This is a genomic window from Mesorhizobium sp. WSM4976 (assembly GCF_029625685.1).
Classification (GTDB): Bacteria; Pseudomonadota; Alphaproteobacteria; order Rhizobiales; family Rhizobiaceae; genus Mesorhizobium.
Genome location: NZ_JARTVT010000015.1, coordinates 142,299 through 167,631 on the forward strand (window position 1 = coordinate 142,299; position 25,333 = coordinate 167,631).

At 64.2% G+C, this 25,333-nt stretch carries 20 protein-coding genes; 11 read left to right on the top strand and 9 right to left on the bottom strand.

Features of this window, described 5'->3' with window-relative positions:
• Nucleotides 1-63: 63 nt before the first annotated feature.
• Nucleotides 64-2,553, bottom strand: a complete 2,490-nt coding sequence (locus tag P9272_RS19595; RefSeq protein WP_278161813.1) for a mechanosensitive ion channel family protein — start codon at nucleotides 2,551-2,553, stop codon at nucleotides 64-66.
• A gap of 193 nt (nucleotides 2,554-2,746) precedes the next feature.
• Here P9272_RS19595 and P9272_RS19600 point away from each other — a divergent pair, with 193 nt between their 5' ends.
• From P9272_RS19600 to P9272_RS19620, 5 genes are all read left to right on the top strand, one after another.
• The gene (locus P9272_RS19600) at nucleotides 2,747-4,006 is read left to right on the top strand and encodes a sarcosine oxidase subunit beta (protein ID WP_278161814.1); all 1,260 of its coding nucleotides are present in this window, start codon (nucleotides 2,747-2,749) and stop codon (nucleotides 4,004-4,006) included.
• 12 nt (nucleotides 4,007-4,018) lie between these two features.
• Complete coding sequence (locus P9272_RS19605; protein ID WP_128258108.1) at nucleotides 4,019-4,297, top strand: sarcosine oxidase subunit delta; 279 nt, start codon at nucleotides 4,019-4,021, stop codon at nucleotides 4,295-4,297.
• Nucleotides 4,294-7,287, top strand: a complete 2,994-nt coding sequence (locus tag P9272_RS19610) for a sarcosine oxidase subunit alpha (RefSeq protein ID WP_278161815.1) — start codon at nucleotides 4,294-4,296, stop codon at nucleotides 7,285-7,287. Before P9272_RS19605 ends, P9272_RS19610 begins: the two co-directional genes overlap by 4 nt.
• Nucleotides 7,288-7,294: 7 nt before the next feature.
• Nucleotides 7,295-7,882: a sarcosine oxidase subunit gamma gene (locus P9272_RS19615; RefSeq protein WP_347404058.1), complete on the top strand. Its 588-nt coding sequence runs from the start codon at nucleotides 7,295-7,297 to the stop codon at nucleotides 7,880-7,882.
• Between the two features lie 222 nt (nucleotides 7,883-8,104).
• Nucleotides 8,105-9,487: an MFS transporter gene (locus P9272_RS19620; protein ID WP_278161817.1), complete on the top strand. Its 1,383-nt coding sequence runs from the start codon at nucleotides 8,105-8,107 to the stop codon at nucleotides 9,485-9,487.
• 27 nt (nucleotides 9,488-9,514) lie between these two features.
• Here P9272_RS19620 and P9272_RS19625 read toward each other — a convergent pair whose 3' ends face one another.
• Entirely contained in the window at nucleotides 9,515-10,219 is a 705-nt protein-coding gene (locus tag P9272_RS19625) for a nitroreductase (protein WP_128258111.1), read from the bottom strand.
• A gap of 235 nt (nucleotides 10,220-10,454) precedes the next feature.
• Here P9272_RS19625 and P9272_RS19630 point away from each other — a divergent pair, with 235 nt between their 5' ends.
• From P9272_RS19630 to P9272_RS19650, 5 genes are read left to right on the top strand one after another with little or no spacing between them, the layout of a single operon-like run.
• Nucleotides 10,455-11,042 (top strand): XRE family transcriptional regulator, encoded by a 588-nt coding sequence (locus P9272_RS19630; RefSeq protein WP_278161818.1) that lies wholly within the window; start codon nucleotides 10,455-10,457, stop codon nucleotides 11,040-11,042.
• A gap of 20 nt (nucleotides 11,043-11,062) precedes the next feature.
• Nucleotides 11,063-13,516 carry an FAD-dependent oxidoreductase gene (locus tag P9272_RS19635; protein ID WP_278161819.1) on the top strand — a complete coding sequence of 818 codons (2,454 nt, stop codon included), beginning with the start codon at nucleotides 11,063-11,065 and terminating at the stop codon, nucleotides 13,514-13,516.
• Nucleotides 13,513-14,412, top strand: a complete 900-nt coding sequence (locus P9272_RS19640) for a homocysteine S-methyltransferase family protein (protein WP_278161820.1) — start codon at nucleotides 13,513-13,515, stop codon at nucleotides 14,410-14,412. Before P9272_RS19635 ends, P9272_RS19640 begins: the two co-directional genes overlap by 4 nt.
• A complete protein-coding gene (locus tag P9272_RS19645; RefSeq protein WP_128258114.1) occupies nucleotides 14,412-15,593 on the top strand; it encodes a pyridoxal phosphate-dependent aminotransferase in 1,182 nt (393 codons plus the stop codon). The genes P9272_RS19640 and P9272_RS19645 overlap by 1 nt, the downstream gene beginning before the upstream one ends.
• Nucleotides 15,590-18,037: an FAD-dependent oxidoreductase gene (locus P9272_RS19650; protein WP_278161821.1), complete on the top strand. Its 2,448-nt coding sequence runs from the start codon at nucleotides 15,590-15,592 to the stop codon at nucleotides 18,035-18,037. The genes P9272_RS19645 and P9272_RS19650 overlap by 4 nt, the downstream gene beginning before the upstream one ends.
• Before the next feature lie 45 nt (nucleotides 18,038-18,082).
• Here the strand turns inward: P9272_RS19650 and P9272_RS19655 are convergent, their stop codons facing one another.
• From P9272_RS19655 to P9272_RS19685, 7 genes are read right to left on the bottom strand one after another with little or no spacing between them, the layout of a single operon-like run.
• Nucleotides 18,083-18,670, bottom strand: a complete 588-nt coding sequence (locus P9272_RS19655) for an NAD(P)H-dependent oxidoreductase (protein ID WP_128258116.1) — start codon at nucleotides 18,668-18,670, stop codon at nucleotides 18,083-18,085.
• Complete coding sequence (locus P9272_RS19660) at nucleotides 18,670-19,251, bottom strand: NAD(P)H-dependent oxidoreductase (RefSeq protein ID WP_278161822.1); 582 nt, start codon at nucleotides 19,249-19,251, stop codon at nucleotides 18,670-18,672. Before P9272_RS19660 ends, P9272_RS19655 begins: the two co-directional genes overlap by 1 nt.
• Complete coding sequence (locus P9272_RS19665) at nucleotides 19,251-20,648, bottom strand: FAD-binding oxidoreductase (protein WP_278161840.1); 1,398 nt, start codon at nucleotides 20,646-20,648, stop codon at nucleotides 19,251-19,253. The genes P9272_RS19660 and P9272_RS19665 overlap by 1 nt, the downstream gene beginning before the upstream one ends.
• Nucleotides 20,648-21,949, bottom strand: a complete 1,302-nt coding sequence (locus P9272_RS19670; RefSeq protein WP_278161823.1) for a cytosine deaminase — start codon at nucleotides 21,947-21,949, stop codon at nucleotides 20,648-20,650. The genes P9272_RS19665 and P9272_RS19670 overlap by 1 nt, the downstream gene beginning before the upstream one ends.
• A gap of 36 nt (nucleotides 21,950-21,985) precedes the next feature.
• Nucleotides 21,986-22,837 (bottom strand): ABC transporter permease, encoded by an 852-nt coding sequence (locus P9272_RS19675; RefSeq protein ID WP_278161824.1) that lies wholly within the window; start codon nucleotides 22,835-22,837, stop codon nucleotides 21,986-21,988.
• Complete coding sequence (locus P9272_RS19680; protein ID WP_278161825.1) at nucleotides 22,824-23,645, bottom strand: ABC transporter ATP-binding protein; 822 nt, start codon at nucleotides 23,643-23,645, stop codon at nucleotides 22,824-22,826. Before P9272_RS19680 ends, P9272_RS19675 begins: the two co-directional genes overlap by 14 nt.
• A gap of 15 nt (nucleotides 23,646-23,660) precedes the next feature.
• Entirely contained in the window at nucleotides 23,661-24,665 is a 1,005-nt protein-coding gene (locus P9272_RS19685) for an ABC transporter substrate-binding protein (protein WP_128258265.1), read from the bottom strand.
• A gap of 253 nt (nucleotides 24,666-24,918) precedes the next feature.
• On the opposite strand from P9272_RS19685, the gene P9272_RS19690 reads away from it, so the two are divergent.
• The gene (locus P9272_RS19690; protein ID WP_278161826.1) at nucleotides 24,919-25,302 is read left to right on the top strand and encodes a RidA family protein; all 384 of its coding nucleotides are present in this window, start codon (nucleotides 24,919-24,921) and stop codon (nucleotides 25,300-25,302) included.
• Nucleotides 25,303-25,333 lie beyond the last annotated feature (31 nt).

Below are 25,333 nucleotides of genomic sequence, written 5' to 3' on the forward strand. Positions count from 1 at the left end.
TGAGCACCGGAAGGGCGGGAAACCGCCGTTTGCAGGCTGGCGCCGCCCGAATACCGGTACACCTCAGCCCGGGTCGGGCTTGCGGCCCCTCCGCTTCATCTTGGCGAGCCGCTCCCGCTCGGCCGCGGCTTCCTCCTCCAGCCTTTGGCGCTCGGCGAATTCGGCTTCGATCTTGTCGTCATCGATCGGCCAGGCTTCGTGCTTGTTCGTCTCGACCACTGCGCGCGGCGTCGATGGTATCTCGATGTGTTCGTCCTCGAAGATATCGAAGATGGCGAAACGGATATCGTTCTGAACGACGCTGCTGTTCATGATGTCGGCAACAAAGACGCGAATTTCGAACTCGAGCGCAGCAACCCCGAAATTGGCGAAGAGGACGAACGGCTCGGGATTCTTCAGCACCATCGGATGGGCGCGGGCAATCTCCAGCAGGATGGCATGGACGCGTCTCACGTCGCTGCCATAGGCGACGCCGACCTTGATTTCGAGCCGCCCCAGCTTGTTGCGATGCGTCCAGTTGCCGACCGCGTTGTTGATGAGGTTCGAATTGGGCAGGATCACCGACTGCCGCTGGAAGGTCTCGATCTCGGTGGCCCGCACGCTGATCTTGCGCACCGTGCCGCTGACGTCGCCGGCGACGATCCAGTCGCCGACCTTGAAAGGCCGCTCGGCAAGCAGGATGAGGCCCGAGACGAAATTGGAGACGACATTCTGCAGGCCGAAGCCGATACCCAGCGAAAGGGCGCCGGCAACCAGCGCCAGGTTGGAAAGATCGATGCCGGCCGCCGAGATGCCGACCAGGCCGGCAATCGCCACGCCGGCATAGCCGACGCCGAGGCGGATTGAGTTGCGCACGCCGGCATCGACCTTGCCGCGCGCCATCACCGAGCCATCCAGCCAGCCCTGGAACCAGCGCGTCAGGAAATAGCCGATGAAGAAGACTACGATGCCGCTGAGGATGCCGAGGAACGAGATGGTCACCGATCCGATCGTGACGCCGGTCGCCAGCTTGTAGGCCCAGGCCTCGATATCGCCGGGCTGAAAACCCCACATCAAAAGGATCAGCGGCAGGAAGACCAGCACGATCATCAGGTTGATGGCGATGCTGACCACCAGCCCGAGCTGGTCGAGGGCGGTGTCCTCGTAGCTTGAATTTTCCGAAAGCCATCGCCCGACCGAAGTGTCGGCGAAGCCGCCCTCCTCGCCGATCGCGCGCGCCGAGAGGAAGCCGATATAGGCCGTCACAAGGACGGTCCCGGTCACCACGACCTGGAACGCGACGAAAAGCGCCAGGCCGATATAGCCAAGCAGTGTGGCCGCAATGGTGAACAGGCCAAGCCCCACGGCAATGAAACGGAGCCACGTCGGCCAGGGACGCCACGAACCGTCTTCGGCCCTGAAGGGCTTCAGCAACCCCATCAGGATCAGTATGACTCCGACTATTATCGTCGCGACGACGCTCCTGGCGATCGTCAGCGAAAGTGGCGATCCCATCTTCTCGTTGACGACGGACAGGAAGTAATTCAAGCCGAGCACGAGCGCCATTGCGGTGGTGAGCCAGACGAGCCAGCGAGCTGGGCCCGTCGCGACCGGGATCAGGCGCCAGTTGGGCAGGCGCGGTTCGAGCGCCGCATCGGTCAGCCGGTTGACGCAGAAAGCCATGCCGATCACCGTCAGCAAGGCATTGAGGAACGTGCCGATGTCGCCACGCAGCACATTGTAATAATTGAAGAAGAACACAGCAGAGGCGAAGAAGACGCCGAGCGCCAGGGTCGGCAGCAGCGTCGACCAGAAAGCGACCGACAACCGGCTGAGGTAGGACGGCTCCTCGATGGTTGGGTCGGCTTCGAAGATGCGGCCGAACAAGCGCCTTCCGCCAATCAAGAGCACGGCCGCCAGTGCCAGCGCCATAAGCGTCGCGGCAAGGATCGCCTGGAACTTGAACCTGAGGGCGAAGCTCAGCCAGGACGACACCGCCTTGTAAAGGCCCGTGATCTGGTCATGCGCGTCCGACAGGGCCTGCGGGCTTAGCGCATCATTCAGATCATAATGTTTGGTGATGACGCTGCGGAAAAGCTCGCTGCGCATGACGGCGATCTTGTCGACTAGTCCGTTGACGCGGATCGAAAGATTCTGCGCGCTGGCGACTACGGCGTTTATCTCGGCCTTCTCCGAGGCGAGCGCGCTGCGCTCGTTGCTGACGACCGCTGGCTCGGGAGGCTGCCCCTGAGCCGGCGGCGCGCCGAGCACTTCGGCGCGGTTGTTGATGTCGGTGAGGCGCTGCCGGAATGCCAGCGCGCTGGTCAGCGCCGCTCGCGAGATGTCCTCGAGCTGCAGGCGGATATCGACCAGCCCCGCATCGTCCTCGTCTGAATCGCCCAGTTTCTTTTCCAGCCCGTCCGTCCGGGTCGTAAGGTCCTGGATGACCTTCGTCTGGTCGGCGATGAGCTGCGCCGAGCCGTGGCCGATCGCCTGCGCCAACGCATCGAGCGCCGGCTGTCCGAACACAGCGACGATGACGACCAAGATCAGGCGTAGCAGTCGGAAAAACATGGTTTTGTGGCGACTCGTCGGCCGAAAGATCCCCGAATTTCCGCCCTTGATAAAGACCGGCCTATCGGGCGGCAAGCCGTCCCGATCATGTCGAGCGGAGTCGGCCTGTCGAAAAGCGATGGCGCAATCTTGGCTTTGCGCTTCCCGCCTGCTCTATAGTCTGCCGCCTCGCATCATAAGGACGATAGGAAGAATGGCGGAATATTCAGCCTTTTCGCTGCTCAAGAATGCGCTGGCCGGCAACAAGGATTGGAAACCCGCCTGGCGCAAGCCTGACCCCAAGGCTTCCTACGACGTGATCGTAATCGGCGGCGGCGGCCACGGCCTCTCAACTGCCTATTACCTGGCCAAGGAACACGGCATCACCAATGTCGCCGTGCTGGAAAAAGGCTGGCTCGGCTCAGGCAATGTTGGCCGCAACACTACCGCCGTGCGCTCCAACTATCTGTTGCCGCAGAACACCCGCTTCTACGAGCATTCGATGAAGCTGTGGGAGAACCTTTCGCACGACCTCAACTATAATGTCATGTTCTCCCAGCGCGGCTGCCTGAATCTTGCGCACACGCCTGCCCAGCTCGACGATTATGCGAGGCGCGGCAATGCCATGCGCCATCTCGGCGTCGACGCCAAACTGATGAACGTGGACCAGATCAAGCGACTTGTGCCGGCGCTGGATGTCTCGGCTTCGGCGCGCTTCCCGGTGCTTGGCGGGCTGATGCAGCCGCGCGCGGGCACCGCGCGCCATGACGCCGTCGCTTGGGGTTACGCGCGCGGCGCGGACCGGCGCGGCGTCGACATCATCGAGAATTGCGAGGTCACCGGCTTCCTGCGCGATGGCGGCCGCATCACAGGCGTATCGACGACGCGCGGCGAGATCCGCGCCAAGAAGGTCGCGCTTGCTGTTGCCGGCAGCACCGGCCACGTCATGCAGCTTGCCGGCATTTCGCACATGCCGATCGAAAGTCATGTGCTGCAGGCCTTCGTCTCGGAATCGCTGAAGCCGGTCATCGACACCGTTCTCACCTTCGGCATGGGCCACTTCTACATTTCGCAGTCCGACAAGGGCGGCCTCGTCTATGGCGGCGACCTCGACGGCTACAACAGCTATGCCCAGCGCGGCAGCCTGCCAATCGTCGATGAGGTGATGAGCGAGATGCTGGCGCTGTTCCCGGGTCTCGCCCGGGTGCGCATGCTGCGCTCCTGGGGCGGGCTGTGCGACATGACGATGGACGGATCGCCGATCATCACCACCGGCCCATTGCCGGGAATGTATCTCAATTGCGGCTGGTGCTACGGCGGCTTTAAGGCGACGCCCGCCTCTGGCTGGTGCTTTGCCTACACCATCGCCAAGGACGAGCCGCACGAGTTCAACGCGCCCTTCACGCTCGACCGTTTTTATCGTGGCTTGATCATCGACGACAAAGGCCAGGGCGCGAACCCGCGGCTGCATTAGGGCTGAAAGACAATGCTTATCACCTGTCCCTATTGCGGCCCGCGCGACGTCATCGAATTCACCTACCAGGGTGACGGCAACCGCGAGCGGCCGCAGCCGGCCTCGCAAGATCTCGACGCCTGGAACGCCTATGTCTACGACCGGCTGAATCCGGCTGGCGATCACAACGAGATCTGGCAGCATTCCGGCGGTTGCCGCGCCCATCTGAGGGTCGTGCGCAACACCATCACGCATGAGATCCTGAGCACGGCCTTCGCCCGTGGTGGCCACAAGGCGGAGGGCCGTTCGTGAGCCCGCGCCGCACAGAGACCGGCGGCCGCATCGACCGGCTGCGCACCATCCGCTTCACCTTCGACGGCGCGCCTTACACCGGCCATATCGGCGACACGCTGGCCTCGGCGTTGCTCGCCAACGGCGTGACCCTGTTCGGCCGTTCGTTCAAATACCATCGCCCGCGCGGCCTGCTTTCCGCCGGCGTAGAGGAGCCCAACGCGCTGGTGACGGTGCTGAGCGGCGAAGTGCGCGAACCGAACATTCCGGCCACCATGGTCGAGATCTATGACGGGCTCGTCGCTGTCAGCCAGAACCGCAACCCGTCGCTCGCCTGGGATATCGGCGCCGTCAACCAACTCGGCGGCAAGATCCTGGCGGCCGGCTTCTACTACAAGACCTTCATGGGTCCGGTGTTCGGTCCGCTGAAGGGCACGCGCTTCTGGATGTTCTGCGAACATTTCATCCGCCGCGCCGCCGGCCTGGGCAAGGCAGGCACCGCTCCCGACCCGGCCCGCTACGAGCGCATGAATGCTTTCTGCGACGTGCTGGTGGTCGGCTCCGGTCCGGCCGGCCTGATGGCGGCAAAGGCCGCTGCCGACCAGGGCGCCCGCGTTATCCTCGCCGAGCTCGAAGCCCACTTCGGCGGCTCCGCCAACTGGTCCGGCGAAACCATCGATGGCATGCCTGCCGCCGACTGGGCCCAGCGCACGGTCGGGCAGCTCGAAGGCAACGATAATGTGCGCCTTTTGCCGCGCACCACGGTTTGGGGCTATTACGACGGCAACACGCTCGCCGCGCTGGAACGTGTGACCGACCATAAGGAAGCGGCGGCGAAGGGCGAGCCGCGCCAGCGCTACTGGGCGATCCGCGCGGGCACGGTGGTTCTCGCCACCGGCTCCTTCGAGCGGCCGCTGGTGTTCCCCGGCAACGACAGGCCCGGCGTCATGCTGGCGCATGCGGCGGAACGCTACGCAGTTGAATATGGCGTTCTGCCTGGACAGCGCATCGCGCTCTTCACCAACAATGACAGCGCCTATCGCTCGGCCGTCGCCTTGAAGAAGGCCGGTGCCGCCGTTGTTGCTATCATCGACGTTCGGGGCGACGTTTCGACCGAGATGCGCCGGCTGGCGAGCGAAGCCGAGGCTGAACTGCTTGCCGGTCACGCCGTGGTCGCGACCGAAGGCGGCAAGGCGCTGACCGGCCTCAAGGTGCAGCGCTTCGATGCCATGAGCGGTGCGCTGAGCGGCGACGAACGCAGCATCCATGCCGACAGCCTTCTGATGTCAGGCGGCTGGTCGCCGACCATCCATCTTGCCAGCCAGGCCGGCGCGAAGGCCGAATGGGATCCGGCGAGACAAGCCTTCCTGCCGCCGACGCCGACGCAGCGCTGGATCGGCGCCGGCGCCTTCACCGGGAGTTTTTCGACAGCTGAGGCCATCGCGGAGGGCCGCGCGGCCGGTCTTCAGGCTGCCGGCGGCGCGGCTTCATCCGCTCCCCTGCCTGTCGTCGAGGCGGCTCCGGGCGATCCCGATCCGGCGCCGGTCTTCGAGATCAAGGCCAAGGGCAAGAGCTTCGTCGACTTCCAGCATGACGTCACCGCCGAGGACGTGCGGCTGGCGCACCGCGAGGGCTTCGTTTCAGTCGAGCACCTGAAGCGCTACACCACGCTCGGCATGGCGACCGACCAGGGCAAGAACTCCAATGTGCCGGGCCTCGCCATCATGGCCGAGGCGCTCGGCAAGCCGATCCCCGAAGTCGGGACGACGCGCTTCCGCCCTCCCTACACGGCGGTGTCGATCGGCTCGCTGGCCGCCGAGCGCTTCGGCGACCTCAAACCCGAGCGGCTGACCCCGATGCATGACTGGCACATCGCCAATGGCGCAAGGATGTACTCCGCGGGCCTCTGGTACCGCCCGATGATCTACGGCCTCCCCGGCGAGACGGTCGAGCAGGCCTATGTCCGCGAAGCCAGGGCGACACGCGAAAGCGCTGGCATCGTCGACGTCTCGACGCTGGGCAAGATCGCGGTGCAGGGACCGGACGCGGCCGAGTTCCTCGACCGCGTCTACACCAACATGTTCTCCACGCTTGCGATCGGCAAGGCGCGTTACGGCCTGATGCTGCGCGAGGACGGCCTTGCCTTCGACGACGGCACCACCTGGCGGCTCGGCGAGCAGGAATTCCTGATGACCACCACCACCGCCAACGCCGGCAAGGTGATGCAACATCTGGAATATTTCTTGGACGTCATCTGGCCGGAGCTGAAGGTCACCGTCACCTCCGTCACCGACGAATGGGCGGGTGCGGCGATCGGCGGACCGAACGCGCGCGCCATTCTCGCTTCCTGCGTCGCCGGCACCGCCGTGGACAACGCCACCCTGCCCTTCATGGGCATCGTGCACGGCCGGATCGCCGGCGTGCCGGTGATGATCTGCCGGCTGTCCTTCTCCGGCGAAATGGCGTTCGAGGTCTATTCCGGCGCGGGCTACGGCACCCGGGTATGGGAAGCCTTGATCGAGGCCGGCAAACCTTTCGGCCTTGTCACCTATGGGCTCGAGGCCCTGGGCACGATGCGCATCGAGAAGGGCCATGTCACCGGGGCCGAGATCGACGGCCGCACCACCGCGCGCGATCTTCATCTCGACTGGATGCTGTCGAAGAAGAAGCCCTTCATCGGCTCGGCCATGATGGACCGCGAAGGCCTTATCGCCCCCGACCGGCTTGAGCTCGTCGGGCTCATCGCCCTCGACAACCGGCCGCTCAGCGGCGGCGGACATATCGTCGAGCAACTGGACGAGGCAAATCCGCACGACTCGCTCGGCCACATCACGGCGTGTTGCTATTCGCCGGCGCTGGGCAAATATATAGCCCTGGCCTTGGTGAAGGGAGGCAAGGCGCGTCACGGCACCCGCGCCTTCGTTTCGGACCCACTGCGCAATCGCTTCGGGCCGATCGAAATCGTCTCCAACCATTTCTACGATCCCGACGGGAGCCGCATGCATGGCTGAGCAGCCTTTGCCCGAGCGTCAATCGCCGCTCGAGCCGGACTATCATCCCGGTTCGCATGGCAATTTCGAACATGGCGTCGATGTCATCCTGTCCGAGACGCGGCCGGGCTCGATCCTGCAGCTTGGCGCCTGGCCAGGTGAGGAAAAGCGACTGATCGAGCTTATCCGCAAGGTCACCGGCCCGGCTCTGCCTGACGGCGCTGGCGGCGGCGCAAGCAGCGGCGCCCGCGCCGTTTTCGGCTTCGCGCCGGGGAAATTCACCGTGGTCGACGAAGCCGAAGGACTGGCCGCGACCTTCGCCGGCGTCATCACGCCAGCCATCGGCACGCTCACGGACCTGTCGCATGGCCGCACCGCGATCCGCATCGCCGGCCCGAAGGCCGAATGGGTGATGGCGAAGTTCTTCGCTATCGACTTCGCCTTGCCGGCCTTCCCGCTCGGCGCCGGCCGCTCGACCAACCATCACGACATCTTCGCCCAGATCCAGCGCAGCGGCGCCGACCAGTTCGACATCTATGTCTTCCGCTCCTTCGCGCGGTCGTTCTGGAAGGCCTTGTGCCACGCCAGCGAAGAGGTCGGTTACGAGGTGCAGTAGCCGGTACGGCGGAACCAGGGATTTGGTCCAGCCGCTATCTGGCACTATGGACGGCTACAACTGCCGCTTGAGCGTTGGACCAGCAGCGGCGATAGGTAAGGAATCACGGGCGTTTGCCCAGGCAGACGCCCGCTCAGGCAACCAGTTCGACCATACCCTTCCATGACTGTTGAGACTTCGGCGACGGCCACGACCCGCTTTGCTCCGGCGGAGGGTCCGTCCATGCTGTTGCCGGCAACCGTCGCTTGCGGCGTGTTCATGACCAGCCTGGACCAGAACGTCGTGGTCACCGCGCTGCCCGGCATCGGCGAGAGCCTCGACCGCCCGCCAAGCCAGCTTGGCCTTTTGATCACCGTCTATGTCGCGAGCCTGATCGTCACCATGCCGCTCGGCGGTTGGCTGGCCGACCGCTTCGGGCTGCGCAACGTCTATTGCTTCGCGCTGCTCGTCTTCGCCAGCGCCTCGGCCTTGTGCGGCCTTTCGGAAAACTTCTGGATGCTGGTCGGCTCGCGCGCCCTGCAGGGCTGCGGCGGCGCGCTGATGGGCACCCTTGGCCAGGTCGTGATCCTGTCGAGCTTCCCGCGCGACCGTACGCTCAAGATCAACATGTATATTTCATTGGCCGGCCAGTCAGGGCCGCTGGTCGGGCCACTCGTCGGCGGCGCGCTCACCACCTACGTCTCCTGGCGCTGGATCTTCTATATCAACATCCCGATCGCGCTGACCGCCGCGCTGCTTGCCGCCTCGCTGTTTCCGTCGACGACCAAGCCAGTGCGCACGCCGTTCGATTTTCCGGGCTTCCTGCTCGTCGGCAGCGGCATGGGCCTGCTGGTCTTCGGCATGGACTCGCTTGCCGCCAAGGATACCGCGAGCAGCCTCATCGGTATCGAGCTTGGCCTGGCGATCATCATCCTGACGATTGCCGCCTTCTACTGCCTGCGCGCCCGCAATCCGCTGCTCGACCTCAACCTGCTGCGCATCCGCACCTTCCGCATCTCCTTCCTGACTGGCGGCAGCCTTGACACGGTCGGCCTCAGCTCGGTGGTCTTCCTCCTGCCGCTGATGTTCCAGCTCGGCTTCGGCATGAGCGCAGTTCAGGCCGGCTCCCTGACCTTCGTTGCCGCGATCGGATCCCTGGTCATGCGCTTCTTCATGCCGCGGCTTCTGAACCATTTCGGCTTCAAGCGCGTGCTGGTCACCAACACGCCGATCGTCGCCTTGCTGGTCGCGGGCTTTGCCCTGATGCAGGAGAGCCTGCCGGCCTGGATCGTTCTGGCTTACATCTTCACCTTCGGCGTCTTCCGCTCGGTGCAATGGGCCTCGACCGGCAACCTTTCTTACTCGGATATCGCGCCGGAACAGCTCGCGCGCTTCAGCGCGCTTTATTACATCCTGTGGCAGCTCGCGGTGGCGATCAGCGTCGGCCTCGCCGCCGCGCTGCTCTCGCTGCTTGCCGGCGGCGGCAAGGCTAGTGTCGACGACTATCGCATTCTGTTCGTCGTCGAAGGGCTGATCACGCTTTGCGCGCTGTCGGCCTACTTGCGGTTGACGCCGCAGGACGGCGCGCATGTCAGCGGCCACGGCACCCATATGAGTACTGACTGACAGGCCGAGCCGCGGCCTGCGCCGGCACTATTCCGCGAACGTAACCCAGTCCTCGATTGGCGCGCGGTCGGTGCGAAACTCGTTTTCGGGCTTGGAGGTGTCCTCATAGCCGAGCGCCATGCCGCACACGACGATCTCCTCGTCGGGAATGTTGAGCACCGGTCTGATCTGCCGATGGTAAGGAGCGAAGGCCGCCTGCGGGCAGGTATGCAGCCCCCTGCCCCGCGCCGCGACCATGATGTTCTGCAGGAACATGCCGTAGTCGATCCACGAGCCCTGGTTCAGTCGCCGGTCGATCGTGAAGATCATGCCGACGGGAGCGTCGAAGAAGATGAAGTTGCGGTCGTGCTGCGCTCGCATCTTGTCGACCTCGCGCCGGCCGATGCCCAGCACTCCGTAAAGGCCGAAGCCATTGGCGCGGCGGCGCGTCAGGTAAGGCTCGAAGAACTGGTCGGGATAGTAGCGGTACTCGTCCCATTCCGCCTTTTCGGCGCGAATGCCGGAGTTGAGGATCGCGTCGCTGATGCGTTGCTTGACCTCGCCCTTGGTCACATAGACGCGCCAGGGCTGCATGTTGGTGCCCGACGGCGCGCGCGCGGCGACCGCCAGGATCGCGCGGATCGTATCGTCATCGACCATATCGGGCAGGAAAGCGCGCACCGACCGGCGCGATGTGATCGCCTCATCGACGATCTCCGCATCCGATGCGATCCGGATGTTCTTCTCTAGCATGGGTCGTCCCTCTCGGCATGGCCAGAAACCCGAACCTGGTTTCCTTGACGACCATCCGCAGACTATAAACTAAGACTGGTCTCCGACCGGGCGCCCCACTCGCCGCTCGTGCGCGAGCCTTTGCATCAACCGCCGAAAACGCGCAAGCAAATCTTGTGGCCTATGAAAATCTCCTTGATTTTTTCATAGTTTTACCTTCTCATGAAATTTATTCGGATTTTTTCACGAGAAGCCTTTGAGCTCGACCACGGCCAGATCGGAGCAGGACAATGGCGACCGGCTGCTGGCCGGCGACATCCGCGCGCTGCGCAAGGCCCGCGGCCTCACGCTCTCCGAAATCGCCCTCAAGCTCGGCCGTTCGGTCGGCTGGGTCAGTCAGGTCGAACGCGGCCTTTCTATTCCGTCGGTCGGCGACTTGCGGGCCTTTGCCGATCTCTTCGATGTCCCGATCAGCCTGTTCTTCAGTCATGACGTGCCGGCCGAGGAAGAGCGTGGCGTGATCGTGCGCGCCGGCCGCCGTCGCGTGCTTGGCACAAGCGAATCTGGTCTGGTGGAAGAGCTTCTGTCGCCCGATCTCGGCGGTAGTTTCGAAGTGGTGCGCTCGGTGTTCGCGCCCGGCGCAGAGATGAAGACCGCCGCGCTGCGGCCGACCGAGGAGGCCGGATACATCGCCTCCGGACTGTTCGACATCGAGATAGCGGGCGTCTGGCATCGGCTTGGCGAAGGCGACTCGTTTCGCTTCGAGGGCAAGCCCTATCGCTGGCGCAATCCGGGCACCGAGCCGGCGGTCGTCATCTGGGTGGTTTCGCCGCCGGTATATTGATTGAATTTGAGGAGAAAAACATGGCCGGTTTGCCGACCACGGCACGCGTGGTGATCATCGGAGGCGGTGTCGTCGGCTGCTCATCGCTTTATCATTTGTGCAAGGCGGGCTGGACCGATTGCGTGCTTTTGGAAAAGAACGAGCTGACCTCGGGCTCGACCTGGCATGCCGCCGGCAACGTCCCGACCTTCTCCTCGTCCTGGTCGCTGATGAACATGCAGCGCTATTCGACCGAACTCTACCGGGGCCTGGCCGAGGCCGTCGACTATCCGATGAACTACCATGTCACCGGTTCGCTCCGGCTCGCCCACACCAACGAACGCATGCAGGAATTCCAGCGCGCCAAGGGCATGGGCCGCTACCAGGGTATGGATATCGACGTTGTCGGCCTCAACGAGATCAAGCGACGCTACCCCTTCATCGAGACGCACGAACTGAAAGGCGCGCTCTATGATCCGAGCGACGGCGACATCGACCCGGCGCAACTGACCCAGGCGCTCGCGAAAGGCGCCCGCGACATGGGCGCAAAGATCATCCGCTTCTGCCCGGTCACCGGCGTTCGCCGCGAGAACGGAGAATGGGTGGTCGCCACCCCGCAGGGCGAGATCCGCTGCGAGATAGTCATTAACGCGGCCGGCTACCGCGCCGCCGAGGTCGGAAAGATGTTCGGCCGCGACGTGCCAATGATGGTGATGAGCCACCAGTACATATTGTTCGAGGAGATTCCCGAGCTTGCTGCCTGGACGAAGGAGCAGGGTCACAAATTGCCGCTGCTGCGCGACGTCGACACGTCCTATTACCTGCGCCAGGAAAAGAGCGGCATGAATCTCGGGCCCTATGAGCGCAATTGCCGCGCGCATTGGGCGACCCACAACGATCCGATGCCGGAGGATTTTTCCTTCCAGCTTTTCCCCGATGATCTCGACCGTCTCGAGCATTATCTGGCGGATGCCGTCGCGCGCGTGCCGATCCTCGGCACAGCCGGTCTTTCCAAGGTGATCAACGGCCCGATCCCCTACGCGCCGGACGGCAACCCGCTGATCGGGCCGATGCCCGGCGTGCCGAACGCCTTCGAGGCCTGCGTCTTCACCTTCGGCATCGCGCAAGGCGGCGGCGCCGGCAAGGTGCTGGCCGAATGGGTTACAGAGGGCCAGACCGAATGGGACATGTGGTCCTGCGACCCGCGCCGTTTCACGTCCTTCGCCTCGGCGTCGGACTATTGTGTCGCCAAGGGCATCGAGATCTACGGCAACGAATATGCCATCCAGTTCCCGCGCCATGCTTGGCCTGAGGGGCGCAACCGTAAGCTTTCGCCGCTGCATGAGCGCATCAAGGCGCTGGGCGGCCAGTTCGATGCCTATAATGGCTGGGAGCGCGCGACCTGGTATGCTGGGCCCGGCGATGACACGTCCGAGGAATCCACCCTCACCTTCCGCCGCGACGGGCCATGGCAGCGCGCGGTGCGCGAGGAATGCCTCGCCGTGCGCGACGCCGCCGGTATCCTCGACCTGCCCGGCTTCTCGCGCTTCAACCTCGAAGGTCCGGGCGCGGCCGACTGGCTGTCGCTGCAGGTCACAGGCCTCGTGCCGAAGCCCGGCCGCATCGGCCTCGTCTATTTCGCCGACGACAAGGGCCGCATCGTCACCGAGATGTCGGTCGTGCGCCATGGCGAGGACCAGATGACGCTGATCACCGCGGCGGTGGCGCAGTGGCACGACTTCGAATGGCTGAAGTCGCGCATGCCTGCCGATGCGGCCTTCACGCTGATCGACCGGACGGAGGAATACTCGACCCAGATCCTGGCCGGACCGAATTCGCGGAAAATCCTTGCCGATGTCTGCGGCGCTGACCTGACCCTGCCCTGGCTGACGCATCAGGAAACGAGCATTGCCGGGCGCTGGGCGAAACTGGTCCGCGTCTCCTTTGCCGGCGAGCTCGGCTGGGAAATCCACACCAAAGTCGCCGACACGCTCGCTGTCTTCGACGCCGTCTGGTCAGCCGGCCAGAAGCATGGCCTGAAGCCGTTCGGCATGTATGCGCTGGATTCGCTGCGGCTGGAAAAAGGCTACCGCGCCTGGAAAGGCGACCTTTCGACCGACTATTCGATCCTTCAGGGCGGGCTGGAGCGCTTCGTCAAATGGGACAAGCCCGATTTCCGCGGCAAGGCGGCGCTGCTTAACGAGAAGCAGCAGGGCGTGAAGAAGCGCTTCGTCACGCTGGTCGTCGAGAACCCCGGCGACTGCGACGCGCCCTATATGTCGACGCTCTGGCACGACGGCAGGATCGTCGGCGAGACGACCTCAGGCGGCTGGGGCCACCGCGTCGGCAAGTCGATCGCGCTCGGCATGTTGCGCAGCGATCTCACCGAGCCGGGCACGGCGGTCGAAGTCGAGATTTTCGGCGATCGCTTCAAGGCCGTTGTGCAGAAGGACGAGCCGCTCTGGGATCCTAAGAATGAGAGGTTGCGGGCATGACTTCCGTTATCCTCACCGATGGCGGCATGGGCCAGGAACTGGTTCGCCGCAGCAAATCCGAGCCGACGCCGCTGTGGTCGGCCAGGGTGCTGATCGACGAGCCGGACCTTGTGCGCAACCTGCATGTCGAATTCATCCAGGCGGGTGCTCGTGTCATCACCATAAACACCTATGCGGCAACGCCGGAGCGCCTGGCGCGCGAAGGCGCGGAAGATCTGTTCGAGCCGCTGCAGAAGCGCGGCATCGAACTGGCGAGGCAGGCCCGCGACGAAGCGGGCGACGCCGCGATCGCTGGCTGCCTGTCGCCCTTGTTCGGCAGCTATGCGCCGGCGCTGACCATTTCCTTCGATGAGACGCTCGACATCTATCGCCGCATCGTCGCCGAGCAGACCGACGGTGTTGACCTGTTCCTGTGCGAGACCATGGCGTCCGCCGACGAGGCGCGCGCAGCCGTCACCGCGGCATCCGAAAGCGGCAAGCCGGTATGGGTGTCCTGGACGCTTGCCGACCACGGCGCGCCACGCCTGCGCAGCGGCGAGACCATTGCCGGTGCGGTAGGCGCCCTCGGCGACCTGCCGGTTGCGGCCCGGCTGCTAAACTGCTGCCGGCCCGAAGCCATCTCCGCGGCCTTGCCGGAACTCATCGCGCTCGGCGGACCGGTTGGCGCTTACGCCAATGGCTTCACCTCCGTCGAGGCGCTGAAGCATGGCGGCACCGTCGACGTGCTGCATGCCCGCCACGATCTCGACCCGCAGGCCTATGCCGACCAGGCCATCGGCTGGGTCGAAGCCGGCGCCGGCATCGTCGGCGGCTGCTGCGAGGTCGGCCCCGCTCATATCGCCGCCCTGCGCGACCGGCTCGAGCAGGCCGGCCATCGGATCTCGGGAGTTCAGTGATGCCAAGACCATCGAAGCGCATTACCGCCATCGTTCCTTCGGGCAAGGACGGCTGGGAGGTCCATTCGGCCGCCTGGGCCCGTCAGCAGGCCGGCGAGGACATCATCATGCTGTCGGTCGGCGATCACGACTTCGACACGCCTTCGGAGACGATCGAGGCTTGTGTAAACGCCGTGCGCGGCAGCAACCATCATTATACGCCGCTGCCTGGCCTGCCGCGCCTGCGCAAGGCAATGGCGGCCGCATCCACCGCCTGCACCGGCATCGAAACGGAACCCGACGAGATCATCGCCACCCAAGGCGGTCAGGCAGCGCTTTACGCCGCCGTGCAGACCGTGTTGGACCCTGGCGACCACGCCATCGTCGTAGCGCCCTATTACGCCACCTACCCCAACACATTCAGCGCGGCCGGCGCGGCCTTCACCGTGGTCGAGACGCCTGCCGAGGACGGTTTCCAGCCCCGCGCGGACATGATCCGCGCCGCGCTGAAGCCCAACACCCGGGCCATCCTGATCAACACGCCGAACAACCCGACCGGTGCCGTCTATTCGCGCGAGCGGCTGGAAGAGCTGGCCGCGATTTGCAAAGAGCACGATCTCTGGCTCCTGTCTGACGAGGTCTACTGGACGCTCGGCGGCGGCGAGCACATCTCGCCGCGCTCGCTGCCCGGCATGGCCGAGCGCACGCTGGTCATCAACTCGATGTCGAAAAGTCACGGCATGACGGGATGGCGCATGGGCTGGTTGACCGGCCCGAGAGAGATGATCCGGCTGCTCACCGACCTCAACCTTGTGACGACCTACGGCCTGCCGGCTTTCATCTCGATCGCCTGTGCCGAAGCGCTCGAGAACCACTATGGCGTGAAAGAGATCGCCGAGCGCTATGCGGCGCGGCGTGCCCTGATGCTGGAGGCCATACGCGGCATGAACGACGTCACCGTGCACGGTTCGGAAGGCGGCATGTATGTGATGCTCGATATCTCCGCCATCGAGCCCGATGATGAGAAATTCGCCTGGGGCCTGCTCGACAAGGAGAAGGTCGGCGTCATGCCGGGGTCGAGCTTCGGCGAAGCCGCCGCCGGCCACATCCGCATCAGCCTCTGCCAGCCCGAGCCCACCCTCAAGGAAGCCGCACTTCGCCTGCGCCGCTTCGCTTCCAACTACCGCCGCGAGGCCGCATGACCAGGAGTGTCCCCAGCAAAGCCCGCGCCGTGATCATCGGCGGCGGCGTCTCCGGCTGCTCGGTCGCCTATCACTTGGCGAAGCTCGGCTGGACCGACATCGTGCTGCTCGAACGCAAGCAGCTCACTTGCGGCACCACCTGGCACGCGGCCGGCCTGATCGGCCAATTGCGCGGCTCGCAGAACATGACGCGGCTGGCGAAATACTCCGCCGACCTCTACGTCAAGCTCGAAGCCGAGACCGATGTCGGCACCGGCATGCGCCAGGTCGGCTCGATCACCGTCGCTCTGACCGAGGAACGCAAGCACGAGATCTACAGGCAGGCCTCGCTCGCCCGTGCCTTCGATGTCGACGTGCGTGAGATTTCGCCGAGCGAAGTGAAGGAGATGTATCCACACCTCAATGTCTCCGACGTGGTTGGCGCCGTGCATCTGCCGCTCGACGGCCAGTGCGACCCGGCCAACATCGCCATGGCACTGGCCAAGGGCGCGCGCCAGCGTGGCGCGACAATAATCGAGAACGTCAAGGTCACCAAGGTCCACACGAAGAACTGCCGCGTCTCCGGCGTCTCCTGGGCGCAAGGCGAGGACCAGGGCACGATCGAGACCGACATCGTCATCAACTGCGCCGGCATGTGGGCGCGCGAGCTCGGGCGTCAGAACGGCGTCACCATCCCGCTGCATGCCTGCGAGCATTTCTACCTCGTCACCGAACCTATCCCGGGCCTGTCGCGCCTGCCGGTGCTGCGCGTGCCGGACGAGTGCGCCTATTACAAGGAGGACGCCGGCAAGATGATGCTGGGCGCCTTCGAGCCGGTGGCGAAACCCTGGGGCATGGAAGGAATCCGCGAGGATTTCTGCTTCGATCAACTGCCCGAGGACATGGACCATTTCGAGCCGATCCTCGAAATGGGCGTGAACCGCATGCCGATGCTGGGCACCGCCGGCATCCACACCTTCTTCAACGGTCCCGAGAGTTTCACGCCCGACGATCGCTATTATCTCGGCGAGGCGCCCGAGCTTTCAGGCTACTGGATGGCTACCGGCTATAATTCGATCGGCATCGTCTCGTCGGGCGGCGCCGGCATGGCGCTGGCGCAATGGATCAATGACGGCGAAGCGCCCTTCGACCTTTGGGAGGTCGACATCCGCCGCGCCCAGCCTTTCCAGAAGAACCGCCGCTATCTGAAGGAGCGAGTCTCGGAAACGCTCGGCCTGCTCTATGCCGACCATTTCCCCTACCGCCAGATGGCAACCTCGCGCGGCGTTCGCCGCTCGCCTCTTCATGAGCATCTCAAGGCACGCGGCGCCGTCTTCGGCGAAGTCGCCGGCTGGGAGCGCGCCAATTGGTTTGCCCGCGAAGGCCAGGAGCGCGAATACCGCTATTCCTGGAAGCGGCAGAACTGGTTCGACAACCAGCGCGAGGAACATCTCGCGGTGCGCAACGGCGTCGGCCTGTTCGACATGACCTCCTTCGGCAAGATCCGCGTCGAGGGCCGCGACGCCTGCGCGTTCTTGCAAAGGCTCTGCGCCAACGACATGGACGTCGCGCCGGGCAAGATCGTCTACACGCAGATGCTCAACCAGCGCGGCGGCATCGAGAGCGACCTCACTGTGACGCGACTTTCGGAAACAGCCTATTTCCTGGTCGTGCCAGGCGCCACGCTGCAGCGTGATCTTGCCTGGCTGAGAAAGCATGTGGCCGACGAGTTCGTCGTCATCACCGACGTCACCGCCGCCGAAGCCGTGATCTGCGTGATGGGTCCGGAGGCGCGTAAACTGATCCAGAAGGTCAGCCCGAACGACTTCTCCAACGAAGCCAATCCGTTCGGCACATTCCAGGAGATCGAGATCGGCATGGGGCTGGCCCGCGCCCACCGCGTCACCTATGTCGGCGAGCTTGGCTGGGAGCTCTATGTCTCGACCGAGCAGGCCGCCCATGTCTTCGAGGCGATCACTGAAGCCGGCGCCGATGTGGGCCTGAAACTCTGCGGCCTGCATACGCTCGATTCCTGCCGTATCGAGAAGGCTTTCCGCCATTTCGGCCACGACATCACCGACGAGGACAATGTGCTGGAGGCTGGCCTTGGCTTTGCGGTGAAGACGAGCAAAGCCGGCTTCATCGGCCGCGACGCCGTGCTCAGGAAGAAGGAAGCCGGCCTGTCACGCCGGCTGGTACAGTTCCGCCTGAAGGACCCTCAGCCGTTGCTCTTCCACAACGAAGCGATCCTGCGCGACGGCCGGATTGTCGGCCCGATCACCTCGGGCAATTACGGCCACCATCTCGGTGGCGCGATCGGGCTTGGCTATGTGCCGTGCCAGGGCGAGAGCGAGGCGGATGTGCTGGGCTCATCCTACGAGGTGGAAATCGCCGGCGAGCGCTTCGCCGCGGAAGCATCGCTGAAGCCGATGTACGACCCGAAGGCGGAGCGCGTGAAGATGTAGCGCGGCTCTCCCTCCTTCCCTTGCAAAGGGAGAAGGAAAGGCGCTTCAAAACCTTTCCAGCTTCGCCCGCACCTTCCCCAAAAATGCCGCCCGGCTCTTCGGCGTCGACGAATCCATCAGATAGTGCGCCAGGAAGAAGGTCTTGCAGCGCGTGGCGCACAACGCCCGCATGCCGCGCAGGATGGTCTTGCGGCCCGGCTGGCCTACGACCACGCTCCACCAGGTCGGAGCGCCGCAGGTGGTGATGACGCCGACCTTGGTGACATGCCGCATCAGCGACGTTATTCGCCCTTTGCCGGCCGGCAACTTGAAAGCGATGTCGGCGGCCCAGACCCGGTCAAACCAGCCCTTCAGCATCGCTGGCAGCCCGTACCACCAGGTCGGATAGATGAAGAGGATCGCCTCGGCCCATTGCAGATGCTCGAAATGCGGTTCGAGTGCCGGATCCTCAGGCGCGCGGTCGTTATAGGAGCGCCGCTCCTCGCAGCTCATCACTGGATTGAAGTTCTCGGCGTAGAGGTCGAGCAGCCGCACGTCCCAGCCTCTCCGCGTCAAGACCTCCACCGCCGTGCCGCGGATCGCCGCGCAGTAGCTTTCCGGCACCGGATGGCAATAGACCACCAGCACGCGCATCAGAATTGATCCATGCTGACCGCGACCTTTGCCATGAACGCGTTGCGCGTCTCGTCGGTCGAAAGGTTCATCGAATAATGCGCGAGGTAGGAGACGGGAGCGCCGGGCTTGATGGTGGCCCGCAGCATGCGCTTGACGATCTTGCGCGGCGGGTCGCCCATCAGCATGGCGCGAAAGCGGCTGCCGCCATAGGTGGTCACGGCGGCGAGCTTGCGGATGTTGTGCAGCGTCGGCCGTACCTTACCGTCGACCAGCTTGAACGACACGCCGGGCAGGAAGACACGGTCGAAAAAACCTTTCAGGATCGCCGGATAGCCGTAATTCCAGACCGGGAAGGACAGCACCAGCGCCTCGGCCTTGCGTAGCCTTTCGACATAGCCGGCGACGGCGTCGGCCGGGCCGCGCGGATCGTGGTAGCCGAGCCGCTCAGTCCGCGTCAGCCGCGGGTCAAAATCCTCGGCATAGAGATCGCAATCGTCGACGGCATGGCCAGCCGCCGCGAGCCGCTCGACGATCGTCCGGTGCAGCCCGGCATTGAAGCTGGTCTCCACCGGATGGGCGTAAAGCACGAGGATGTTCATCAACCCGCCTTTTGCAGGCCCTTGAACAGAAAGGGCTTGCCCGAGCGGTAGTCGTAGGCGGGATTCTCCCAGGCGATCATCTTGCCGGGATTGAGCAGTCCTTGCGGATCGGTCTCGCGCTTGAAGGCAAGCTGCACATCATCCGTGCGCTTCATGCCGCCCTCTTCCAGCGTGTAGCGGTGTGGGTTGAAGATCCAGCAGCCATTGTCCTCATGGATGCGGATGATCTCGTTGAGCCGCTCTTCCGTGGTGTAGCGCACCAGCGGCAGGCCGGCGGCGCCGATCGCGCCATCGAAGCGGATGAACTCCAGATGCGCCGGCACCTCGTCGCCGAAGCGCTCGACCATCGCCTTGACGTGGGCGAGATGATCCGGCGACGGATAGCGTGCCTGCAGATAGGTGATCGTCGGATCGACCCGGATGGCGCGCAACGTCGTATGGTTCCAGGTGAGCTCATAGGCCGGCGGCAGCCCTTTGAGATCGGCCTCCCTGTCGGCCCGGAACACGATCTCGCCCCTGGTGCTGCGGACAAGGGCGACGAAGGCGTCCATTGCATGCGGCGCGATCATGCACACCACGATGCTCTGCTCGCGCCGGAAGAATTTCTGGTGCCGCTTAAAATAATCGTAGGGAATGGGCGCGGCGATCGGCGTGATCAGCTTCGCCAATATCCCGTCCTGGACGGCGAGGTCGTTGCCGAAACCGGCCGCATCCATGAAATCGTCAAAGCCGACAATGACGTCGATCCAGTCGTAGGAAGCGGTCAGCGGCATCTCGACTTCGGTGATGATGCCGTTGGTGCCATAGGCATGCATGACCTTGAGCACCTCCTCGCCGGTGAGGTCCATCACGCGCGGCTCGGCTTCCATTGTCACGGTCCGCAGCCGGATGACGTTGCCGAGGTCGCGCAACCCGCCCCAGCGGATCGAACCGACGCCGCCCGAGCCCCCGGCGACGAAGCCTCCGATCGAGGCTGTGTTGTAGGTCGAGGGTGACATGCGCAGCTCCTGGCCGGAATGCGCCCGCGTCGCCTTGTCGATCTCGGCCAGCACCGCGCCCGGGCCGGTCACCACGCGCCCCGGCGCGATCGACTTGATGTCGTTCATCTCGGCGAGGTTGAGCACCACACCGCCCGACAGCGGCATCGCCTGCCCATAATTGCCGGTGCCACTGCCGCGCGGCGTCACTGGGACGCCGTGCCTGTGGCACGCCGCAAGCACGCGGATCACCTCATCCTCATTCTTCGGCGTGACGATGAGATCGCCTTTGACATGATCGAGCTGCGCCTTCAGCACCGGGCTGTACCAGTAGAAGTCGCGGCTCTTCTGCTGGACGATGGCCGGGTGGTCGTCGATCTTGATCCCGTCGAGATCGCGCTTCAGCGCTGCGATATCCATCATCCCACCATCAATTCGTCGAGTTCGGCATAGTCGGGCAGTTGGCGTTCGATTGCTCTGCCCTCGCGCACCACGATGCGATCCGATTCGGGCCGCGACAGCAATTCGGTCCAGCTCCGTCCTTTGAATACGATGAAGTCGGCGCTGCCACCGGCAGTGAGCACGCCGTCGCCGTCAAGCCGCATCACCTCCGCCGGTGTCGCCGCCACGGCCTTTGGCCAGTCGCCGACCGGATGGTCCAAATGCAGGATACGCGTCGCCATGCGGTAGACTTCGAGCATGTCGAGATCGCCATAGGCGTAGAACGGGTCGCGCGTGTTGTCGGAGGCGACCGCCACCTTGATGCCGCGCGCCCTCATCTCATGCAGCAGCGTCACGCCGCGCCAGCGCGGGGTGGTGTGATTGTTGCGCCGGTCCTGCAGATAAAGATTGCACATCGGCAGCGACACCACTGCAAGCCGCGCCTTCGCCACCTTATCCAGCGTGTCGAGAACCTCGAGGTCCGGCTGCCGCGCCAGCGAGCAGCAATGGCCGACCAGGATATTGCCCTCAAAACCGTTCCAAAGCGAGGCTTCGGCGATCTTCTTCAGGGAGATCGCCGCGACGTCGTCGGTCTCGTCGGCGTGGAAGTCGAGATCGAGCCCGTGCTTGATCGCCCGCCCGAACACCTGATCGAGCAGTTCCTCGAGATCGGGCACCATATAGGTGACGACGCCGAGTACGCCCTTGGCGGCGGCGACGCGTTTGGCCAGCCGCTCGAACCAGGCTTTGTCGCGCACGCCTTCGATGCCGAGCAGGCAGGCGGCCTGCAGGTCGATCCTGCCGCGCCATTTTTCGCGCATGGCTTCGAACACCGGCCAGGAGATCTCTTCTTGCGGCGGCACGCTGTCGAGGTGGGTGCGGACCGCCTTGGTGCCGTGCGCATAGGCCGAGCGCAGCGAGAAATCCATGCGTCGCGCGACATCCTCGGCGCTCCAGCGCGCGCTGCGGTCGGCGCCGGTGGCGTTGAGCGCGCCCATGAAGGTGCCGTCCGGATTGGGCTTTCGCGGCCAGATATGGCCCTTGTCGATATGGGTATGACAGTCGACGAAACACGGCAGCACGATCCGGCCGGCAAGGTCGATCGCATCGGCCGGTGCGTTGGATTTGCCGCGCGCTGCAATGCTCGAAATCTTGCCGCCGGCAACGGATATATCGGCAAGAGCGAAACCATCAGCGTCGTAACTTGTGGCAAGCCCGGGCGTCAGCGAACGGTGAAGGCGGGCATTGGCAAGCTGGTACGAACCAGAGGCGGGTATCAAAATCTGGTCCTCTTCGCGATTTTCCCTGCTAACACTCTAGTGCTCCTGCTTGAGCGCGCTCTCGTGCCAGCGGCGCAGGATCAGATACGACACCAGAGACAGCACCAGGAAGATAAGGATGCCGGTGAGCGAGATCAGGATCAGCGCCGCGAACAGGCGCGGCGCGTTGAGCCGGTAGCCGGCCTCGATGATGCGCGAGGCAAGCCCGGACGACTGCCCTTGCGCGCCAGCGACGAATTCCGCCACCACCGCGCCGATCAGCGACAGGCCGCCGGCGATCTTCAGCCCACCGAGGAAATAGGGCATCGCCGCCGGCAGGCGCAGATAGCGCAATTGCTGCCAGCGCGTCGCGCCGTTGAGCTTGAACAGGTCGCGCAGGTTTCGGTCGACGGAGTTCAGCCCGAGCGTGGTGTTGGACAGGATCGGGAAGAAGGCGACGATCCATGCGCAGAGCAGCAGTTTGACGGTCTGGTTGTCCACATAGATGTTGATCAGCGGGAAGATCGCCACGATCGGCGTCACCTGCAGCACGATGGCGAAGGGGAAGAACGACATCTCCACCCATTTCGACTGCGCGAACAGCACCGCCAGCCCGACGCCGCCGATCACGGCGAGCAGCAGGCTAAGGCAGGTTATCCTGAGGGTCACCAGGAGCGAGGAGAACAACAGGCCGGCATCATTGTGCAGCGTCTGCAGCACCACGCCCGGCCGCGGCAGGATGTATTGCGGGATCTCGTTCCAGACGCAGATGCGGTCCCACAGCACGATCGCCAGCACCATGATCGCCAGCGGCAGCACCCATTTGCCGATGCGCTCAAGACGTTCCTGGCGGGCGCGTCGCGCCTCTTCCGGATCGAGCTTCAGCGCGGTGTCGTCAACGACCGTCATGGTGCGATCCCGCGGTTGAGTTGATGGCGTCGACCAGCACGTCCGAGGCCTGTCGGCAAAGCGCGGCGTAGGCGGGTGAGGTCCGGAACACCTCGTCGCGCGGATAAGGCGCGCTGATGGCGAGCTCGCCGAAAACGCGGCCCGGCCGCGCGGCCATGACGACGACGCGGCTGGACAGGAACACGCTTTCGAAGACGCTGTGGGTGACGAAGACGACCGTGAAACGCTCGTCCTGCCACAGTTCCAGAAGATCGTTGTTGAGCTTGAAGCGGGTGATCTCGTCGAGCGCCGCGAAGGGCTCGTCCATCAGAAGGATGCGCGGCTTGGTCACCATGACCCTGGCGATCGAGACGCGCATCTTCATGCCGCCGGAAAGTTCGCGCGGCACGGCATTCTCGAAGCCGGTGAGATGGACGCGCGACAGCATCTCCATCACCGCCGGCGCCGCCTTGGCCCGCGACACGCCCTTGAGCCTCAGCGGCAGCCAGACATTGTCGAAGACGTTCGCCCAAGGCAGCAGCGTCGGCTCCTGGAAGACGAAGCCGATGTTCGAGCGGTCGATCGAGCCGCGCCAGTCGAGCTGGCCTGAGGTCGGCGTCGACAGGCCGGCGATCAGCCTGAGCGCCGTCGACTTGCCGCAGCCGGACGGGCCGAGCAGGCTCAGGAAATCGCCCTCGCGGATCGCGAGATCGACCTTGCTCAGCGCAGTCACGCCGTTGGAAAAGATCTTGCCGACGTTTCGCAACGAAAGCAGCATCGGGGCTTCGTCCGATGCCGCCGGCGTCTCAGCCACTTTCTCCTGGATCATCTCAGGCAGGCCGCCTTACTTCTTCAGCTCCAGCCCGACGCCCTTGTTGATGAAAGCCAGCGTGTAGGCCTTCTTGATGTCGATGCCCGGCTGCGCGACCTTGGCCTTGACCATCTTGTCATAAAAGCTCTGGATGCGCGCGTCGGTCATGGCGCCGATGCCGAGCTTTTCCGAATCGCCGGAATCGACCACGCCGAACTTCTTCAACTGCTCGATCGAGAACGCGATCTGCTCATCCGTCATGTCCGGATTGTCCTTCTTGATCAAGTCGTTGGCGGCCTTGTTGTCGCCGTAGAGATAATTGTACCAGCCCTTTGCCGAGCCATCGACGAAGCACTGCACCACCTCCGGCCGCTTATCGATCGTATCCTGCATCACCTCGACCGTCGTCGCATAGGTATCCCAACCATAATCGGCGAGCAGGAACTGGTTCGGCACGAAGCCGCCCGCCTTCTGCACCGCGAACGGCTCGGACGTGACATAGCCCTGCTGGATCGACTTCTTGTTGGCAATGAAGGGCGCCGGGTTGAAGGTGTAAGGAACGCGCTTGGCAGCATCGAAGCCGAGCTCGGTCACCATCCACTGGAAGAAGGTCTGCGCGCCCTCGTCGCCGAGGATGTACTGGTCGGCGTTCTTCAGGTCCTCCCATTTGTCCAGCCCCTGCCCCGGCTGGGACATGATGACCTGCGGGTCCTTCTGGAAATCGGCGGCGACGACGCGCATCGGAATGCCCTGCTGCACGGCATCGAAGGCCGACAGCAGATTGCCGCCCATATAGAAATCGATCTTGCCGGCGAGTAGCATGGGCCGGCCGCTGACCTGCGGGCCGCCCTGCATGATGGTGACGTCGAGGCCGCAGGCAGCGTAGGTGCCGTCGGCAACGGCCTGATAGTAGCCGCCATGTTCCGGCTCGGCCAGCCAGTTGGTGCCGAACGTCACTTTCTCGTTCGCACTCGCCGCCAGCGTGCTCGCGGCAAGCAGGGCGAAAGCACCCGCCAGGATCTTCTCTTTTCCGACCATAAACATCACCCTCTCTTGGCCCGGGCGCGCAACGCGCTGGGCTCGACACCATTGATTCAAGAAGCAAGACACATGCCACCGCCTGGGCCGCCTGCTCGCGCCACAGTCATTGCCGAGACCGGACGGGTCATGCTGTACGCGAGGCATCGTGCCTATTTTTTGGACGCCTGTCCATAATCGCCTGGGCGGCATGCACGGCATCTTGAATGTTTCATGAATCCGCCACTAGGCTGTCTGCGGACAGGAGAATGCAATGCTCAAATACCTCGCTCCCAAATCGATCAAGCCCCCTTTCGCCCGCTACAGCCACGGCGTCGAAATACCCGCCGGAAAGCGCCTGGTGCTATGTTCCGGCCAGCTGGGCATCAGTCCGGACGATGCCGTGCCGGAGGATGCCGGAGCCCAGACGGAGCTTTGCTTCAAGAACATAGCCGCGATCCTCAGCGAAGCCGGCCTGACGCTGAACGACATCGTGCGCATCAACGCTTTCGTCACCGATCGTGGCCATCTGCAGCCCTATATGGACGTTCGCAACCGGCTCTTTTCCGATCCGGCGCCGGCCTCCACGCTGATGATCGTCTCCGGCTTCGCCCGCCCGGAATTCAAGGTCGAGGTGGAGGTTTTGGCAGCAGGATAGCATTGCCCGGAACGCCCGCGCCCTTTAGACC

Excerpts from the sequence above, each read along its gene's own strand:
- P9272_RS19625 (WP_128258111.1), bottom strand. The coding sequence starts at position 10,219 with ATGCTAGAGAAGAACATCCGGATCGCATCGGATGCGGAGATCGTCGAT.
- P9272_RS19650 (WP_278161821.1), top strand. The coding sequence starts at position 15,590 with ATGACCAGGAGTGTCCCCAGCAAAGCCCGCGCCGTGATCATCGGCGGC.
- P9272_RS19660 (WP_278161822.1), bottom strand. The coding sequence starts at position 19,251 with ATGAACATCCTCGTGCTTTACGCCCATCCGGTGGAGACCAGCTTCAAT.
- P9272_RS19665 (WP_278161840.1), bottom strand. The coding sequence starts at position 20,648 with ATGGATATCGCAGCGCTGAAGCGCGATCTCGACGGGATCAAGATCGAC.
- P9272_RS19685 (WP_128258265.1), bottom strand. The coding sequence starts at position 24,665 with ATGGTCGGAAAAGAGAAGATCCTGGCGGGTGCTTTCGCCCTGCTTGCC.
- P9272_RS19600 (WP_278161814.1), top strand. The coding sequence starts at position 2,747 with ATGGCGGAATATTCAGCCTTTTCGCTGCTCAAGAATGCGCTGGCCGGC.
- P9272_RS19680 (WP_278161825.1), bottom strand. The coding sequence starts at position 23,645 with ATGATCCAGGAGAAAGTGGCTGAGACGCCGGCGGCATCGGACGAAGCC.
- P9272_RS19645 (WP_128258114.1), top strand. The coding sequence starts at position 14,412 with ATGCCAAGACCATCGAAGCGCATTACCGCCATCGTTCCTTCGGGCAAG.
- P9272_RS19605 (WP_128258108.1), top strand. The coding sequence starts at position 4,019 with ATGCTTATCACCTGTCCCTATTGCGGCCCGCGCGACGTCATCGAATTC.
- P9272_RS19655 (WP_128258116.1), bottom strand. The coding sequence starts at position 18,670 with ATGCGCGTGCTGGTGGTCTATTGCCATCCGGTGCCGGAAAGCTACTGC.
- P9272_RS19635 (WP_278161819.1), top strand. The coding sequence starts at position 11,063 with ATGGCCGGTTTGCCGACCACGGCACGCGTGGTGATCATCGGAGGCGGT.
- P9272_RS19640 (WP_278161820.1), top strand. The coding sequence starts at position 13,513 with ATGACTTCCGTTATCCTCACCGATGGCGGCATGGGCCAGGAACTGGTT.
- P9272_RS19595 (WP_278161813.1), bottom strand. The coding sequence starts at position 2,553 with ATGTTTTTCCGACTGCTACGCCTGATCTTGGTCGTCATCGTCGCTGTG.
- P9272_RS19620 (WP_278161817.1), top strand. The coding sequence starts at position 8,105 with ATGCTGTTGCCGGCAACCGTCGCTTGCGGCGTGTTCATGACCAGCCTG.
- P9272_RS19690 (WP_278161826.1), top strand. The coding sequence starts at position 24,919 with ATGCTCAAATACCTCGCTCCCAAATCGATCAAGCCCCCTTTCGCCCGC.
- P9272_RS19675 (WP_278161824.1), bottom strand. The coding sequence starts at position 22,837 with ATGACGGTCGTTGACGACACCGCGCTGAAGCTCGATCCGGAAGAGGCG.